Source organism: Gordonia sp. Swx-4, from assembly GCF_030316175.1.
Taxonomy (GTDB): Bacteria; Actinomycetota; Actinomycetes; order Mycobacteriales; family Mycobacteriaceae; genus Gordonia; species Gordonia alkanivorans.
The window spans coordinates 1,943,293-1,958,517 of record NZ_CP128197.1 but is presented as its reverse complement, the minus strand read 5'-3'; the positions used below and the strand labels follow the sequence as shown (position 1 = coordinate 1,958,517).

At 67.1% G+C, this 15,225-nt stretch carries 12 protein-coding genes and 1 rRNA gene; 2 read left to right on the top strand and 11 right to left on the bottom strand.

Annotated features, from left to right (window positions below; translation table 11 throughout):
• Positions 1-17: 17 nt before the first annotated feature.
• A 16S ribosomal RNA gene (locus PWF70_RS08990) occupies positions 18-1,540 on the bottom strand.
• Between the two features lie 732 nt (positions 1,541-2,272).
• On the opposite strand from PWF70_RS08990, the gene mftM reads away from it, so the two are divergent.
• Positions 2,273-3,130, top strand: coding sequence for a mycofactocin oligosaccharide methyltransferase MftM (gene mftM / locus PWF70_RS08985; protein ID WP_075862884.1), 858 nt, complete (start codon positions 2,273-2,275; stop codon positions 3,128-3,130).
• A gap of 10 nt (positions 3,131-3,140) precedes the next feature.
• Here mftM and PWF70_RS08980 read toward each other — a convergent pair whose 3' ends face one another.
• The 7 genes from PWF70_RS08980 to murA all read right to left on the bottom strand — a co-directional run bounded on the left by PWF70_RS08980 (position 3,141) and on the right by murA (position 11,906).
• A complete protein-coding gene (locus tag PWF70_RS08980) occupies positions 3,141-3,827 on the bottom strand; it encodes a MadR family response regulator transcription factor (RefSeq protein WP_006360537.1) in 687 nt (228 codons plus the stop codon).
• Positions 3,824-5,206: a MadS family sensor histidine kinase gene (locus tag PWF70_RS08975; RefSeq protein ID WP_006360536.1), complete on the bottom strand. Its 1,383-nt coding sequence runs from the start codon at positions 5,204-5,206 to the stop codon at positions 3,824-3,826. The genes PWF70_RS08980 and PWF70_RS08975 overlap by 4 nt, the downstream gene beginning before the upstream one ends.
• Positions 5,206-6,381: an iron-containing alcohol dehydrogenase gene (locus PWF70_RS08970; protein WP_006360535.1), complete on the bottom strand. Its 1,176-nt coding sequence runs from the start codon at positions 6,379-6,381 to the stop codon at positions 5,206-5,208. Before PWF70_RS08970 ends, PWF70_RS08975 begins: the two co-directional genes overlap by 1 nt.
• A gap of 70 nt (positions 6,382-6,451) precedes the next feature.
• On the bottom strand, positions 6,452-7,996 hold the full coding sequence (gene madC / locus PWF70_RS08965) for a MadC family VWA domain-containing protein (RefSeq protein ID WP_006360534.1): 1,545 nt from the start codon (positions 7,994-7,996) through the stop codon (positions 6,452-6,454).
• Entirely contained in the window at positions 7,993-9,096 is a 1,104-nt protein-coding gene (locus PWF70_RS08960) for a MadB family AAA-type ATPase (protein ID WP_006360533.1), read from the bottom strand. Before PWF70_RS08960 ends, madC begins: the two co-directional genes overlap by 4 nt.
• A gap of 129 nt (positions 9,097-9,225) precedes the next feature.
• Entirely contained in the window at positions 9,226-10,497 is a 1,272-nt protein-coding gene (gene mdo, locus PWF70_RS08955) for an NDMA-dependent methanol dehydrogenase (protein ID WP_006360532.1), read from the bottom strand.
• Positions 10,498-10,649: 152 nt separating this feature from the next.
• The gene (gene murA, locus PWF70_RS08950; protein ID WP_040004357.1) at positions 10,650-11,906 is read right to left on the bottom strand and encodes a UDP-N-acetylglucosamine 1-carboxyvinyltransferase; all 1,257 of its coding nucleotides are present in this window, start codon (positions 11,904-11,906) and stop codon (positions 10,650-10,652) included.
• 56 nt (positions 11,907-11,962) lie between these two features.
• Here murA and PWF70_RS08945 point away from each other — a divergent pair, with 56 nt between their 5' ends.
• Positions 11,963-12,577 carry a cob(I)yrinic acid a,c-diamide adenosyltransferase gene (locus tag PWF70_RS08945; protein WP_006360530.1) on the top strand — a complete coding sequence of 205 codons (615 nt, stop codon included), beginning with the start codon at positions 11,963-11,965 and terminating at the stop codon, positions 12,575-12,577.
• A gap of 56 nt (positions 12,578-12,633) precedes the next feature.
• On the opposite strand, the gene PWF70_RS08940 is transcribed toward PWF70_RS08945, so the two are convergent.
• From PWF70_RS08940 to atpD, 3 genes are all read right to left on the bottom strand, one after another.
• A complete protein-coding gene (locus PWF70_RS08940; RefSeq protein ID WP_006360529.1) occupies positions 12,634-13,122 on the bottom strand; it encodes a DUF2550 domain-containing protein in 489 nt (162 codons plus the stop codon).
• A gap of 205 nt (positions 13,123-13,327) precedes the next feature.
• Positions 13,328-13,708: a F0F1 ATP synthase subunit epsilon gene (locus PWF70_RS08935; protein WP_006360528.1), complete on the bottom strand. Its 381-nt coding sequence runs from the start codon at positions 13,706-13,708 to the stop codon at positions 13,328-13,330.
• Positions 13,709-13,717: 9 nt separating this feature from the next.
• Positions 13,718-15,166 (bottom strand): F0F1 ATP synthase subunit beta, encoded by a 1,449-nt coding sequence (gene atpD / locus PWF70_RS08930; RefSeq protein ID WP_006360527.1) that lies wholly within the window; start codon positions 15,164-15,166, stop codon positions 13,718-13,720.
• Positions 15,167-15,225: the final 59 nt, after the last annotated feature.

Here is a 15,225-nt window from a genome sequence, read left to right as displayed (position 1 = left end):
TGTTGTGTGCTCCTTAGAAAGGAGGTGATCCAGCCGCACCTTCCGGTACGGCTACCTTGTTACGACTTCGTCCCAATCGCCGATCCCACCTTCGACAGCTCCCTCCCACAAGGGGTTAGGCCACCGGCTTCGGGTGTTACCGACTTTCATGACGTGACGGGCGGTGTGTACAAGGCCCGGGAACGTATTCACCGCAGCGTTGCTGATCTGCGATTACTAGCGACTCCGACTTCATGGGGTCGAGTTGCAGACCCCAATCCGAACTGAGACTGGCTTTAAGGGATTCGCTCCACCTCACGGTATCGCAGCCCTCTGTACCAGCCATTGTAGCATGTGTGAAGCCCTGGACATAAGGGGCATGATGACTTGACGTCATCCCCACCTTCCTCCGAGTTGACCCCGGCAGTCTCCTGCAAGTCCCCGGCATAACCCGCTGGCAATACAGGACAAGGGTTGCGCTCGTTGCGGGACTTAACCCAACATCTCACGACACGAGCTGACGACAGCCATGCACCACCTGTACACCAACCACAAGGGAACATGTATCTCTACATGCGTCTGGTGTATGTCAAACCCAGGTAAGGTTCTTCGCGTTGCATCGAATTAATCCACATGCTCCGCCGCTTGTGCGGGCCCCCGTCAATTCCTTTGAGTTTTAGCCTTGCGGCCGTACTCCCCAGGCGGGGTACTTAATGCGTTAGCTACGGCACGGAACTCGTGAAATGAGCCCCACACCTAGTACCCACCGTTTACGGCGCGGACTACCAGGGTATCTAATCCTGTTCGCTACCCACGCTTTCGCTCCTCAGCGTCAGTTACTACCCAGAGACCCGCCTTCGCCACCGGTGTTCCTCCTGATATCTGCGCATTTCACCGCTACACCAGGAATTCCAGTCTCCCCTGTAGTACTCAAGTCTGCCCGTATCGCCTGCACGCCTACAATTGAGTTGCAGAATTTCACAGACGACGCGACAAACCGCCTACGAGCTCTTTACGCCCAGTAATTCCGGACAACGCTCGCACCCTACGTATTACCGCGGCTGCTGGCACGTAGTTGGCCGGTGCTTCTTCTCCAGGTACCGTCACTTGCGCTTCGTCCCTGGTGAAAGAGGTTTACAACCCGAAGGCCGTCATCCCTCACGCGGCGTCGCTGCATCAGGCTTGCGCCCATTGTGCAATATTCCCCACTGCTGCCTCCCGTAGGAGTCTGGGCCGTGTCTCAGTCCCAGTGTGGCCGATCACCCTCTCAGGTCGGCTACCCGTCGTCGCCTTGGTAGGCCATTACCCCACCAACAAGCTGATAGGCCGCGGGCCCATCCTGAACCGCAAAAGCTTTCCACCCCAGAGCATGCACTCCAAGGTCATATCCGGTATTAGACCCAGTTTCCCAGGCTTATCCCAAAGTTCAGGGCAGATCACCCACGTGTTACTCACCCGTTCGCCACTCGAGTACCCAGCAAGCTGGGCCTTTCCGTTCGACTTGCATGTGTTAAGCACGCCGCCAGCGTTCGTCCTGAGCCAGGATCAAACTCTCCATGAAAAAATAGCGAAACAAAACCAACACCCACAAGGCGCCAGCGTTTCAACACAATCAGGAAAGCAAAACCTGACCAATCCAAAACTAGCAAAACATGTGACACCCAGACAAAGCCGAGCGCCACACAAAAAAACAAACATCAACATCCATAAAGAATGCACGATGCCAAAATGGCATCAGACAATTCATCATCACACTATCGAGTTCTCAAAGAACACACACCCACCAGCCACTCACCCCCACAAGGGCTTTCACCAGCGGACTTCGTTCTGACGTTCACCGCCACCCCGTCTCCGGGGCAACTCTTCCAGCCTACCAGAACCAAACTCCGTGCTGCAAACCCGAGGATTTGCGACTCACAGGGATCTGGCAACCCCGCACATCGTCTGCGAGACATCAGGTCTCACAGTCGACGTTCGGGGGCGGTCTGCGCGAGGCCCGGTCTCCACTCCCCGTCTCGAGACCCTCTCAGGTCTCCCGGGGCGGCGCCGTGGCGCGCTGACTCGAAGAAAGTTACGCAACCGTCTCGCCTGGGTCAAATCGCCAGGTGGCGACCTGCCGGGTCGGACATCGCCGCAGGTCACGGTCCACAGAGGAGCGCCGAAACCGTCTGCCCTGCGTACATTTTCGACAAACCTGCCGGTGTGACGTGCGCCGCAGAACCATCCTTTCGGACAGGCGCCCGTCCCCGCTCGGTCAGTTATGCGCAGGTCAGGATGTTCCTACGGTCGATACATGACCACCATCGATCAGTCGACGACCGTCCGGGCTGCGCTTCTCGACTCATCTGACGTTCGCGACCGCGGGCCGCAGGTCCTTCGATCTGCGCTTGTCCCCAGGGGTTTCGCCCGCTGCGGCCTCCTGTCGTGGCGCCGGGTGGCCGGCATCCTCCAGATCGCGCATCCCTTCGACGAGGAGACGATCTCCGACTCTGTTGTCGTCGACGGGCTGGTGTCACTGGTCGACCCCGGTGTCCTGTCGGGACAAGAGCAGTTCGAATCCGCTGCGGTGGGCATCATCCGGACAACGGCGGGAACCTCCGCAGATGCGTGGTCGGCGTTCTACGACAACTCGCTCCGTGAACTCCGCTACGGCACTTCGGCGTTCGCACCGGTACACCGGCGGGCACACTCACTCCTCACCGGTTCGTCGGTGCTCGAGGTCGGTTCGTGCTTCGGATTCTTCGCGCTGGCCTGCGCGATGGACGGGTTCGACGTGTCGGCCTGCGACATCTCGCCCGGCGCGGTCTCTCTGCTCTCGTGCGCATCGCGGCGACTCGGACTGCCGGTCCACTCGGCCGTCGGCGACGCGACCGCTCTCCCCTACGACGACGACTCCGTGGACACGGTCTCGCTCATCCATCTTCTGGAGCATCTCGACGCCCCCGGCGTGGAGGCGGCGCTGTCGGAGGCCCTGCGGGTGGCGAGGCGACGCGTGATCGTGGCGGTCCCCTTCGAGGAGGAGCCCAGCCCACACTTCGGGCATCGTCTCCGGCTGACCGAGACGGACCTGCACATCTGGGCCGGCAGCGTCGCGCACTCCGGGGCCCACGTGTTCGTCGACCACGGCGGTTGGCTGATCCTCACCCCCTGAGGGCCGCCGGTCAGATGAGACCGCGCTTGCTGGCGATGTAGACCGCATCGGTGCGCTTGCTGACACCGAGCTTGCGGATGATGTTGCGGATGTGGAACTTCACGGTCGACTCGGAGATGTAGAGCGTCTCCCCGATCCGCTTGTTGGACATGCCATCCGCGAGCAACCGCAAGACCTCGCGCTCCCGGTCGCTGAGCGTCTCGGTGGTCTCCGCCTCCCCCGACACCGTTCGCAACACCACCGCGGCACTGCGCGGATCAAATGCGCTGCCACCGGTGGACACCGCCTGGATCGCGCGCACGAGTTCGGTGGTGTCGACGTCCTTGACCACGTACCCCCGGGCACCGGCGCGGACCGCGCGAACGACCAGGTCGTCGTCGAGGAACGTCGTGAGCACGAGTGCCGCGACCTCCGGGTGACGCTGGGAGATGTCCTTGATCAGGCGCAGCCCCTCGTACTCGGTGCCCGCGGACAGCTTGAGGTCCACGACCACGACGTCCGGGCGGCATGCGTTCACCTCGGCGAGCGCGGCGTCGTGCGAACCGGCCTCCCCGACCACCTCGACGACGTCCTCCCGCTCGAGGAGCGAGCGCATCCCTTCCCGGAGCAGGGCGTGATCGTCGACGAGCAGGGTCCGGATGGGCCTGACCTGCTTTCCCCTGCTCGTCGCATCCCCGGTCGTCTTGTCGGTGCTCACGAGAACTCCCTGGTCGTGTTTCCGGGATCGGATGCTGTTGCCGGCCCCGCAGCCGTCGGCAGGATCGCGGTCAGCCGGATGCCACCCGCTCGTGACCGGCGAATCCGGATCTCCCCGTCGAGCTCGGCCGCGCGCGAGGCCATGTTCGCCAGACCGCGATGACGTCCGGCGGCGAGGTCGCCGAGCGAGGCGGTCCGCAGGACGCGCCGGAGGTGGTCGGGGTCGCCGACCCCGTCGTCGTCGACCGACAGCGATACCTGGTCCGGCGCGTAGGTGAGCGTCACCGTGACCTCGGTGGCGCGCGCGTGGATCGCCGCGTTGAACAACGCTTCCCCCGCGATCCGGAGCAACGCATGCTGGACGTCGTCGGACAGTTCGCGGGAGCGGCCCCGGATGCGGACCGCGGTGGTGAGGTCCGGCGGCATGTGCATGGAGCACAGTTCGGTGAGGACCTCGTGGACGCTCGGTGACGGCACGCTCGCGGCGTTGTTGAGCGTGTAGATGAACGTCCGCAGCTGCTCGACCGCTTCTTTCGTGAGCCGGCCGGCCATCTGCAAGCGCTCGAGTGCGGCGCCGTCGACCAGGTCGCGACACAGCTCGATCTGCACGCCTGCGGACAGCACCGACTGGGTCACCGAATCGTGCAGCTCGCGGGCGATCCGTGACCGCTCCTCGTTGAGGACCGTGGCGCGCATCGCGGCGGACAGTTCACGTTGCGTGCGTTCGAGCTCGTCGTTCCGTTCGGCCAGTTCCGCTGCGTGGCGGTGTGTCTCGGAGAACAGTTCGGCGTTGAGCAGGGCGACGATCGCCTGACTGGCCAGAATCCGGAGGACAACGACGTCGGTCGGGTCGACGACCCGGCCGGACGGCGCCCACGCGGACAGGCCGCCGACGACGTTGCCGTCGAGCTCGACCGGCACGTGCACGTGGTCCTCGGACAGGATCGGACCGTGCAGCAGCGGTTCGTGGCCGCGCAGGATGTCGTTGAGCCGGTTGAGCACCTCGTCGGGCAGACCGTCGGGCGGCGAGGCCGTCGCCGATCCTTCGAAGGCGTAGAGCCGGCCGCTGCCCGAGCTGATCAGGTGGCGTGGCGCGGATCGCTCGAGCCGACCGTCGGCGAGGCCGAAGACCACCCACTCGGCGCCCAGATGATCGCGCGCCGCCTCGACCACCGCGATCACCAGCGCCTCGGGTCCTTCGGCGGTGCGCACCAGCGCCCGCGAGATCCGTTCCAGCGCACCGACCACCCGACTCAGCCGGGCCTCGACCCCGCGGTATTGGGCGTAGTGGCTGCCCTTGACGCTGCGAAGGCCGACGAGGCTTTCGAGGTCGGATCGGGCGGGTTCCCGCTCGGGGTCGGGCCGCGCGGCGCCGGCCATCACAGGGCCGCCGCATACAGATCGCGGATCCCAGGCGCCTGTGGTCGGCGCGGGTTCGTGGTCATGCACGAGTCCGCGAGAGCGTGCGTGGTGAGACGGTCGAGATCTCCGGCCCGAACCCCCAACGGCTCCAACGACTCCGGCATCCCGACCCGGGACCCCAGTCGCGCGACGGCGTCCGCCAGGCGATCGGCGACCATGCGTGCGTTCCCGTCCGTGGGCAGTCCGATCGCCTCGGCGAGGTCGACGAAGCCGTCGGCGCACACCTCCGCGTTGTACCGGATGACGTGCGGCAACAGCACCGCGTTGATCGCTCCGTGGGGCGCATCGCAGTGCCCGCCGACCGGGTGGCTCATCGCATGGGTCGCGCCGAGGATCGCGTTGGTGAACGCCATCCCCGCCCGCAGCGACGCCAGCGACATCTCCTCGGCCGCGACCTTGTCGAGCGGATCGTCGACGAGTCGTTCGAGGTGCGTCCAGACGCCGCGGATGGATTCCAGCGCAAGCGAATCGGTCATGTGCCCGTGCGCGAGCGAGACGTACGCCTCGACACAGTGGGTCAGCACATCCATACCGACCTGTGCGGTGACCTCGGCCGGCACCGTGGTGAGCAGTTCCGGATCGCTCACCGACAGGTCGGGCACCAGCGACCGGCCGATGATGGTGACCTTGGTGCGGCGTTCCGCGTCGTTGATGATGCAGAACTGCGAGACGTCGGCGCCGCTGCCCGCGGTCGTCGGGACCGCGACGAGCGGGGGCAACGGCCGGTGGGCGCGATCGATCCCCTCGTACTCCAGGATGTGGCCGCCGTTGGAGGCGAGCACCGCGACCCCTTTGGCGGCGTCGATGACCGATCCGCCGCCGAGCGCCACGAGCCCGTCCGCGTCGTGCGAGTTGTACGCGAGGAACGCGGCGGTGACCTCACCGGCGCGCGGGTTGGGCGACACGTCGACGAAGGCGGTCGCGTGAAGTCCGGCGTCGGCCAGCCCCGACATCAGCCGTGCGTACCAGGGGGTGCCTTCCAGACCGCGGTCGCTCACCACCAGCGGACGGCGCATCCCGAGGCCCGACGTCGCGAGCGGTACCTCGCCGAATGCGCCCGGTCCGAGCACGATCTCGGGGGCGTGGAACTTGGCGACATGACCGGCGCTGCGTCGGCGCGTGCCACCCTGCATCCGTTGTCCTCCGATCACCGCGGGCCGATGATGTGGTTGTGCGCCACCGGCACATTCGACGCTACTCACGTCACCTCAGCGCTGCACCAAGTTCATCACAGCGCGCAAGCATCTCGGCGCCGTCCCGCACGCTGACCACGCCGCTGCAGTGTTCGGCGTAGTCGGCCATCGCGCAGCCCGTCTGGGACCAGTAGCGCGACGGTTCCGGGGTCACCCAGGCAAGGCGGTGCGCGCGTCGACCGATCTCGGCGACGAGGTCGGTGCGCGCGTCGAATCCGTTGCTGCGCGCGTCGCCGACGACGAGCACCGAGGTACGCGGCGTGACGAGGTCGCCGAACTCGCCCAGCAACCCGGCGAACATCTGTCCGTAGTCACTCGTCGCGGCCAGGTCGAGGCCGTCGGCGGCGAGCACCGCGGCCAGTGCGGCATCGGCGGACGCCGCCCGGAGCGCCGTGGTGACGCGTACGGGACGATCGACGAAGGCGACGACCTCGCAACGGTCGCCGAAACCGTGCAGGGTCTGGGCGAGCCGCAGGATGAAACCGGTGACCGGCCGGACCGACAGCGAGACGTCGACCAGGACCAGGAGGCGCACCGGACCGCGCCGCGGACGCCGGCGCCACAGTTCGGCCGGCACCCCGTCGGTCGCCACCGCGGCGCGCATCGTGGCGCGGATGTCGAGGGTCCCGCGGTCACCGGGACGGATCACCCGACGCGGTGCACCGCGCATGCGCTGGACGAGCCGGTGGCACGCGCGGTCGATGTCGGCCTGCTCGGTGCGCACCGGTGCGGACTGACCGAGTGCGTCGCCCACGACGATCCCGGCCGCCTCGAGGCGTGCGGTGAACGCATCGACGAACGCCGCCAGCGCCCGCTCGAGTTCGACGCGGCGCGCGTCGTCGAGATCGGCGTTCCCGTCGGTGCCGTACGCGCTGCGCGGGTCGTAGGCGTCGAGCGCGGCCAGGATCGCGGCGGCGCCGGTCAGACCCAGCGGGGTGGACTCCACCCGGGCGGCGGCACCGACGAGTTCACCCACGGTCGCCGAATCGGCGGAGTCGATCTCGACGGTGTACGTCACTCCCCCGCTCACCGAACCGCTGTCCGGGTCGACGCCCAGTTGCTCGGCGCCCGCCGAGACGGTGAAGTCGTTCTCCTCGCGATGTGCACTCTCCCCGTGCCGCTCACCGGCGCCGGGATCGGGGGCCATCAGATCACCGATCTCCTCGGTGTGCTCGTCGGCGCCGATGCGGCGGGCCGCCCCTTCGAACTCCTCGTCCCAGACGACGTCGTCGGGCAGGTCCGCGGCGGCACCACGCGGCCGGGGCAGATCCGCCTCCCGACCTGGCCCGGACCCGGCGTCGAGGAAGAAGACATCGAAGGCGTGCTCGAAACCCTCTGTCTCGTAACCGTATTTGACCGAGACGCTGCGCAGGGCCGCGCGCAGCACGTCGAGGTCGCCGGCCCCGACGATGGCCAGCGTCCGGCGGATCTCGATCACCTCCGCGGGCGACGCCGCGACCCCGGCACCGCGGAGCGCCTGCCCGAACAGGACCGCGAGCAGGTCGAGGATCTCGTCGCGGCGCACGTTCTCCTTCGGCGGCGTGAGCACGGTCATCGGCCCGCGTGTACCCCGGCGCTGCGTGCCCGCCCCGCACCGAACGCCCGCGCCGTGACCGAGCCCTGCGGCGTGGTGCCCCGGGCCTCCCCAACCTCCCCGGTCCTCGCCGCGGCGGTATCGGCGGCGGCCGGTGACAGCACACGACGGGCGAGGTCGAGGTCGGTGCCGAACTTGACCAGCAACGAGAGCAACGCGGCGTCGGCCGGAGCGGGTTCGGAACCGACCTGCGGGCGGTTTCCGGTGGTCTTGAGGTACGACGCCGCCCGCGCGGCGTCGATGACCTCGGCGATCGAGGGGCTCTTGCGCAGCGGCAGATCGCGGAGTCGGCGGGCGAGGTCCACGACCTCGCCGATGACTTCCTCCTCGATGTCGGGCGCGCGCACCGCCACGATGGCGCGCTCGGTCTCCGGGTCCGGATAGCCGACCTGGAAGTGCAGGCACCTGCGCTTGAGGGCCGGGGAGAGTTCCCGGGTGTCGTTGGAGGTCAGGATCACCCACGGCGACGACCGCGCGGTGAACGTGCCGAGTTCGGGGACCGACACCTGGCGTTCGGCGAGCACCTCGAGCATGACCGCCTCCATCGCCTCGTCCGTGCGATCGATCTCGTCGACGAGGAGCACGGTGGGGGTGGTCGAGGTGATCGCGGCCAGCAGCGGCCGGGCCACCAGGAAGTCCTCGGTGTACACGCCGACCTCCGTCCGCGCCAGGGCTGCCGATGCCGCCGAAAGGCTTGTCTCCGCGGCCAACTCGGCGCTGATGCGATCGCGCAGCATCTGCACGTGGAGCAGCTGGCGGGCGTAGTCCCACTCGTAGAGGGCGCGCGAGTCGTCGAGTCCCTCGTAGCACTGCAGACGGATGAGCTCGCGCCCCGAGGCCGCGGCCAGCGCCTTGGCGAGTTCGGTCTTGCCGACACCGGCCGGCCCCTCGAGGAGCAGCGGACGGTCGAGCAGTGTCGCCAGGTGCACGACGACCGCCAGCTCGGTTCCGATGAGGTATCCCTGCTCGCCCAGGGCGGCGGTCAGTTCCTCTGCGGAGGCAAAGCGAGCGGTCTCGTCGGCATCTGCAAGACGGGCCAGACCGGTGGAGGTGTGCGTCATCGGGTCGCCAGACCTTCCTTCGTCGGATCGATGGGGTGGGACGGAACCTCTTGCCCCGGGAGGGATCTCCCTTCCCGGGGCACGGCTCCGCCACGGGCGTCGTGGTGGCTCTCGACGCCCTGGGCGTGATCAGTAGCTGCCGGTGAAGGCGTGCGTGACCATGGGGATCAGCGATTCGACGGTGCTCTCGCGGGGGTTGCCCGGGGTGCACCAGTCGCCCATCATGTGCTCGGCGATGGCGCGGATCTGCTTCTCCGAGGTGTCGATGCCCTCGCCGCGACCCTCGTACTTGCCGGTGTTCATCCGGTTCTTGTCGTAGCTGTTGGTCGACAGCTGTCCGAAGTTGTCCGGGATGCCGAGGTCCTTCGACAGGCGGATGGCCTCCTCGACCGCGGCGTCGGCGGCCTGCACGGTGGTCATCTTGGAGGTGTCGACGCCGAGAAGTGCGGCGATCTCGGCGTAGCGCTCGAAGCGGGAGGGCAGGTTGTACTCCCACACGCGGGGCAGCGCGATGGCGTTGTTGAGGCCGTGGTGGCTGTCGTAGAAGGCGCTCACCGCATGGGACAGGCTGTGCACCAGGCCGAGACCGCCGGAGTTGAACGCCTGCGCCGAGATGTACTGCGCGTGCATCATTCCCGTGCGCGCCTCGAGGTTGCGCGGATCGTAGACCGCGGTCCGCAGGTGCTTGGCGATCAGTTCGATCGAGTACTTCGCGTTGCCGAGCGACGGCGCGAAGTCCAGCCGCGAGACGTACGGCTCACTGGCGTGGGCGAGGACGTCGAACCCGCAGAACGCGGTGAAATGCTCCGGGCAGGGGTAGTACAGCAGCGGGTCGTCCATCGCGAGGTCGACGAGACAGGTGTCGTCGAAAGCGACCCACTTGTGCGGGTTGTTCATGTCCGAGGTGTCGGTGATGACGTAGGCCCAGGAGGTCTCCGAGCCGGTGCCCGCGGTGGTCGAGACCGCGATGTGCTTCGGGTTCTCCTTGTTGGTGGCCTTCGAGAAGCCCTCGAACTCGTTGATGTTGCGGCCGTCGTGGGCGATCACCATGCGGGCGCCCTTGGCGGCGTCGTGGCTCGAACCACCGCCGACCGAGATGATGCCGTCGCACTTCTCCGACTGGTACAGCGCGGCGGCGTCCATGACGTTGTAGTCCTTGGGGTTGGACTCCACCTGGTCGTAGAGGACCACGTCGACGCCCTGGTACTCGATCTTGCCGATCAGTTCCTCGATGATGCCGGAACCGCGGAGGCCGGTTGTCATCAGCAGGGCACGGGTCATACCCAGTTCCTTGGCCTCGACACCGAGCATGTCGTGCGCACCGACGCCCAGCTTCGCCTTCGGGAACGGGTGGAACTCCTTGATCGGGAAATCCCAGATCTGGTTCAGCTCAATGGCCATGGGGGTGAACTCCTTGTGACGGTTGGGTCTGTCACAACGAGAATGTCGCTCAGATCACAACGGCCACAAGGGGTCCTGACCCTTGGCGGACAGGGTCGGCCCATCGGGACGGGGGTACCACCTGTCCGATCGGACAGGTCGGCACCCACGGGTCAGTCGGAGACGCGCTCGATCTCGCCGCCGAGACTGCGGAGGATCTCGACGAAGTGCGGGTAGCCGCGGTCGATGTGTTCGACGTCGTGCACCTCGGTGACGCCGTCGGCAACGAGGCCGGCGAGCACCAGACCGGCGCCGGCGCGGATGTCCGAACACCAGACGGGCGCGCTCGAGAGCTTCTCGATTCCGCGGATGACCGCGTGGTGGCCGTCGGTGCGTGCGTCTGCCCCGAGGCGGACCATCTCCTCGACGAAGCGGAACCGGGCCTCGAAGACGTTCTCGGTGATGACGGACATGCCCTCGGAGATGGCGGCGAGGCCGATCGCCATCGGCTGCAGGTCGGTGGGGAAACCGGGGAACGGCAGCGTCGAGACGTTGACCGCGACCGGCCGGTTGTCGTGACGCACCCGGAAGCCGTCGTCGAAGGTGTCGACGCGGGCGCCGGTGTCGACGAGCTTGTTCAGCACGAGCTGCAGATGCTCGGGCTGCACACCCCGGACGGTCACGTCACCGCGCGTCATCGCGGCGGCGATCCCCCACGTGGCACCGACGATGCGGTCCCCCACCACCCGGTGGGTAGCGGGATGCAGGCGGTCGACGCCGTTCACGGTCAGCGTCGAGGTGCCTGCTCCCTCGATCTGCGCACCCATCTGCTGCAACATCACGCAGAGATCGACGATCTCCGGCTCGCGTGCGGCGTTGTCGATGGTCGTCTGGCCCTCGGCCAGGACCGCCGCCATCAGAATGTTCTCGGTGGCACCCACCGACGGGAACTCGAGCGCGATCGGCGCGCCGACGAGTGCGTCGGCCTCGGCCACCACGCAGCCGTGCTCGATCGAGCTGGTCGCGCCCAGCGCGCGCAGACCCGCCTGATGCATGTCCAGGGGCCGCGACCCGATCGCGTCGCCGCCCGGGAGGGCCACGACAGCCCGATGGCACCGGGCCATCAGCGGTCCGAGGACGCACACCGAGGCGCGGAACTGGCGGACGGCCGCGAAATCGGCATGGAACTTCGGTTCGGCCGGGGCCGTGATCGAGACGGTGTCGCCGTCCATCTCCACGACGGCACCCAGACCGCGCAGGACGTCGGCCATCAACGGCACGTCGGCGATCTCGGGCGCGTTGGTCAGCACCGTCGTCCCCTCGGCCAGCAACGCCGCCGCCATCAGCTTCAGCACGCTGTTCTTGGCGCCACCCACCGACACCTCACCGGACAGACGTGCCCCGCCCGTCACCAGAAACCGATCGCTCACGCATGCCACCTTATCCGCCGCCGTCCGGCGCTCATCGCACGCAGTACATTCAACGCATGGCTGTTCATCTGACGAGGATCTACACCCGCACCGGCGACGACGGTTCGACCGGTTTGAGTGACTTCTCGCGCGTTCCCAAGACCGATCCGCGTGTTGTCGCCTATGCCGACTGTGACGAAGCCAACGGCGCGATCGGCATGGCGTTGGCTCTCGGCGGTGACGTACCCGCCGACATCGCCGCGGTGTTGTCCACCGTGCAGAACGACCTGTTCGACGCCGGCGCCGACCTGTCCTCGCCGATCGTCGAGAACCCGGAGTACCCGCCGCTGCGGATCGCCCAGGAGTACATCGACGCCCTCGAGGGCTGGTGCGACGACTTCGGCTCCGAGCTTCCGCCGTTGGACTCGTTCATCCTGCCGGGCGGAACCCCGTTGGCGGCACTACTGCATCAGGCCCGCACGGTGACCCGTCGCGCGGAACGTTCGGCGTGGGCCGCGGTGGCCGCCTATCCGGACAACACGAGCGTCCTTCCGGCGAAGTACCTCAACCGCCTGTCCGACCTGCTGTTCATCCTGTCGCGGGTGGCCAACCGGGCTCCCGACGGCACCCTCGGTGACGTGAAGTGGGTTCCGGGCGGCAACCGGGAGCGTCCGGAGTCGTCCGACAGCTGAGAGGTCCGAGACCTGGTAGGCCCCGGAGACAGGACGATCCCGCCCGTCTGACGGACTCAGGCGCTCTTGCGCCGCTGTGACCGTGCAGACTGCCGGGACTCCAGCCAGGACTGGAACGCGGTGACCGCGCCCGGGCCCATGGCGAGCTCGTAACCGTCCTTGACCTTGCCGTCCGAGCCCGCACCATCGGAACCCTTGCCGATGGTGTGGGTCTTGCCGGTGGTCTGTACCTGCAGGATCACCATGCCGTCGAGGATCTCCATCTCGGTTCCCTCGGGGCGTCGCCGGCCCGCGATCTCGATGCCCTGACGGGCGAAGGTGACGTTGGGGCCCGGACGCAGTGAGGCCAGCCGGTAGTAGCGCAGCGAGTCGTCGCTGTAGTGCACCGTGCCGTGACGCCAGCCGTGATCTACCTCTGCGGGGATGGTGCGCAGCAGGATCGGGGTGCCGACGCGTCGGAGCTGGGCCAGACGCACCGCGAGCAGAACGCAGACGATGACGGCCACCGCCAGCAGCACACTGAGCAATACGACCAGCAGCGTCATCACCTACTCCTTTGTGCGGTCACCGCAAACGTCCGGTCCGCCGTCGGAGATCCTGATCGATCATCGACGGCATGACCCGACGAGCGGGACAAGGGCTGTGGATCCAGCATGCCAGATCACGCACATCGGGCGCGAAACGACCTCGGCCGGTCACCGGATGCATATCCGATGACCGGCCGAGGTGACCGTCGCGCGAGCGCGGGTGCTACTTCGAAAGCTGCTGTGCCGCAGTCAAACGCGCGTGAGCACGGTGGTACTCCGGGGAGTCCGGCTCAGCCTGCTCGAGTGCGGTCTTCTCCGCGTTGACGTCGACGTCGTCGGCCCAGTCGGCCGACTCCGCGAGCACTGTGACGGCCTCGCCGGTGACGGACAGGAATCCGCCCTCGACCGCGGCCGCGCGGCGATTGCCGTTCTCCTCGACGATCACCACGAAGCCACCCGGGACCAGCTGGCCCAGGAGCGGCTCGTGGTTGGCCAGGATGCCCAGCTCGCCGACCGTGGTCTGCGCGATCAGGAACGTGGCCTCGCCCGAGTACAGGCTCGAATCCGCGGAGACAACCTCCACGTGGAAGGACTTCTCAGCCATGGATTACCGCTACTTTCCGGCGATCTTGGCGGCGGCGGCCTCCACGTCGTCGAGTCCACCGCAGCTGTTGAACGCCTGCTCGGGCAGGTGGTCGAACTCGCCCTTGGCGACACGGTCGAATGCCTCGATGGTGTCCGCGAGCGGGACGACCGAGCCCTTCTGACCGGTGAACTTCTCGGCGACGAGGAAGTTCTGGCCGAGGAACTTCTGGATACGGCGAGCACGCTGCACCGTGACCTTGTCCTCTTCGGAGAGCTCGTCCATACCGAGGATGGCGATGATGTCCTGCAGCTCCTTGTACTTCTGCAGGATGCGCTTGACCTCGTTGGCGACGCGGAAGTGCTCGTCGCCCACGATCGAGGCCTCGAGGATTCGCGAGGTCGAGGTCAGCGGGTCCACGGCCGGGTAGATACCCAGCTGCGAGATCGGACGCGAGAGCTCGGTGGTCGCATCGAGGTGCGCGAAGGTGGTCGCCGGCGCCGGGTCGGTGTAGTCGTCGGCGGGGACGTAGATCGCCTGCAGCGAGGTGATCGAGCGGCCCTTGGTCGAGGTGATGCGCTCCTGGAGCTCGCCCATCTCGTCGGCCAGGGTCGGCTGGTAACCCACCGCGGACGGCATACGGCCGAGGAGGGTCGAGACCTCCGAGCCCGCCTGCGTGAAGCGGAAGATGTTGTCGATGAACAGCAGCACGTCCTGGTGCTTCACATCGCGGAAGTACTCCGCCATGGTCAGCGCCGACAGCGCCACGCGCATACGCGTGCCCGGCGGCTCGTCCATCTGACCGAACACCAAGGCGGTGTCCTGGAGAACGCCCATCTCCTCCATCTCGAGGTGGAGGTCGGTGCCCTCACGGGTGCGCTCGCCGACGCCGGCGAACACCGAGGTGCCGGAGAACTCACGCGCGATACGCGTGATCATCTCCTGGATGAGGACGGTCTTGCCGACGCCCGCACCACCGAACAGACCGATCTTGCCGCCCTTGACGTACGGGGTCAGCAGGTCGATGACCTTGATACCGGTCTCGAGGATCTCGGTCTTGCCCTCGAGCTCGTCGAAGGCCGGAGGCTTGCGGTGGATGCTCCACTGCTCGCCATCACGACCCAGGCCGGGGCTGTCGAGGCAGTCGCCGAGGGCGTTGAAAACGTGGCCCTTCACGACGTCGCCGACCGGCACGACGATCGACTTGCCGGTGTCGGAGACGGGCGCACCGCGGACCAGGCCGTCGGTGGGCTGCATCGAGATGGTGCGCACCAGGTTGTCGCCGAGGTGCTGCGCGACCTCGAGGGTCAGGGTCTTGGCAACCGAGGAGAGGGTGACCTCGGCGTGCAGGGCGTTGAACAGCTCAGGGATCGAGCCGCGGGGGAACTCGACGTCGACCACGGGGCCGATGATGCGGACGACCCGCCCGTCGGCGGAACCCGCCGACTGCGCGGAGGGGTTTTCTACTGCTGCGGTCATGGTGCTTGGGTCACTTCCTCTTGATCGAAGTATTGGTTCTCGTCGTCAGGACTCGGGGG

Coding starts and splice junctions, on each gene's coding strand:
- mftM (WP_075862884.1), top strand. CDS start 2,273: ATGACCACCATCGATCAGTCGACGACCGTCCGGGCTGCGCTTCTCGAC.
- PWF70_RS08975 (WP_006360536.1), bottom strand. CDS start 5,206: ATGGCCGGCGCCGCGCGGCCCGACCCCGAGCGGGAACCCGCCCGATCC.
- PWF70_RS08970 (WP_006360535.1), bottom strand. CDS start 6,381: ATGCAGGGTGGCACGCGCCGACGCAGCGCCGGTCATGTCGCCAAGTTC.
- madC (WP_006360534.1), bottom strand. CDS start 7,996: ATGACCGTGCTCACGCCGCCGAAGGAGAACGTGCGCCGCGACGAGATC.
- PWF70_RS08960 (WP_006360533.1), bottom strand. CDS start 9,096: ATGACGCACACCTCCACCGGTCTGGCCCGTCTTGCAGATGCCGACGAG.
- mdo (WP_006360532.1), bottom strand. CDS start 10,497: ATGGCCATTGAGCTGAACCAGATCTGGGATTTCCCGATCAAGGAGTTC.
- PWF70_RS08945 (WP_006360530.1), top strand. CDS start 11,963: ATGGCTGTTCATCTGACGAGGATCTACACCCGCACCGGCGACGACGGT.
- PWF70_RS08940 (WP_006360529.1), bottom strand. CDS start 13,122: ATGACGCTGCTGGTCGTATTGCTCAGTGTGCTGCTGGCGGTGGCCGTC.
- PWF70_RS08935 (WP_006360528.1), bottom strand. CDS start 13,708: ATGGCTGAGAAGTCCTTCCACGTGGAGGTTGTCTCCGCGGATTCGAGC.
- atpD (WP_006360527.1), bottom strand. CDS start 15,166: ATGACCGCAGCAGTAGAAAACCCCTCCGCGCAGTCGGCGGGTTCCGCC.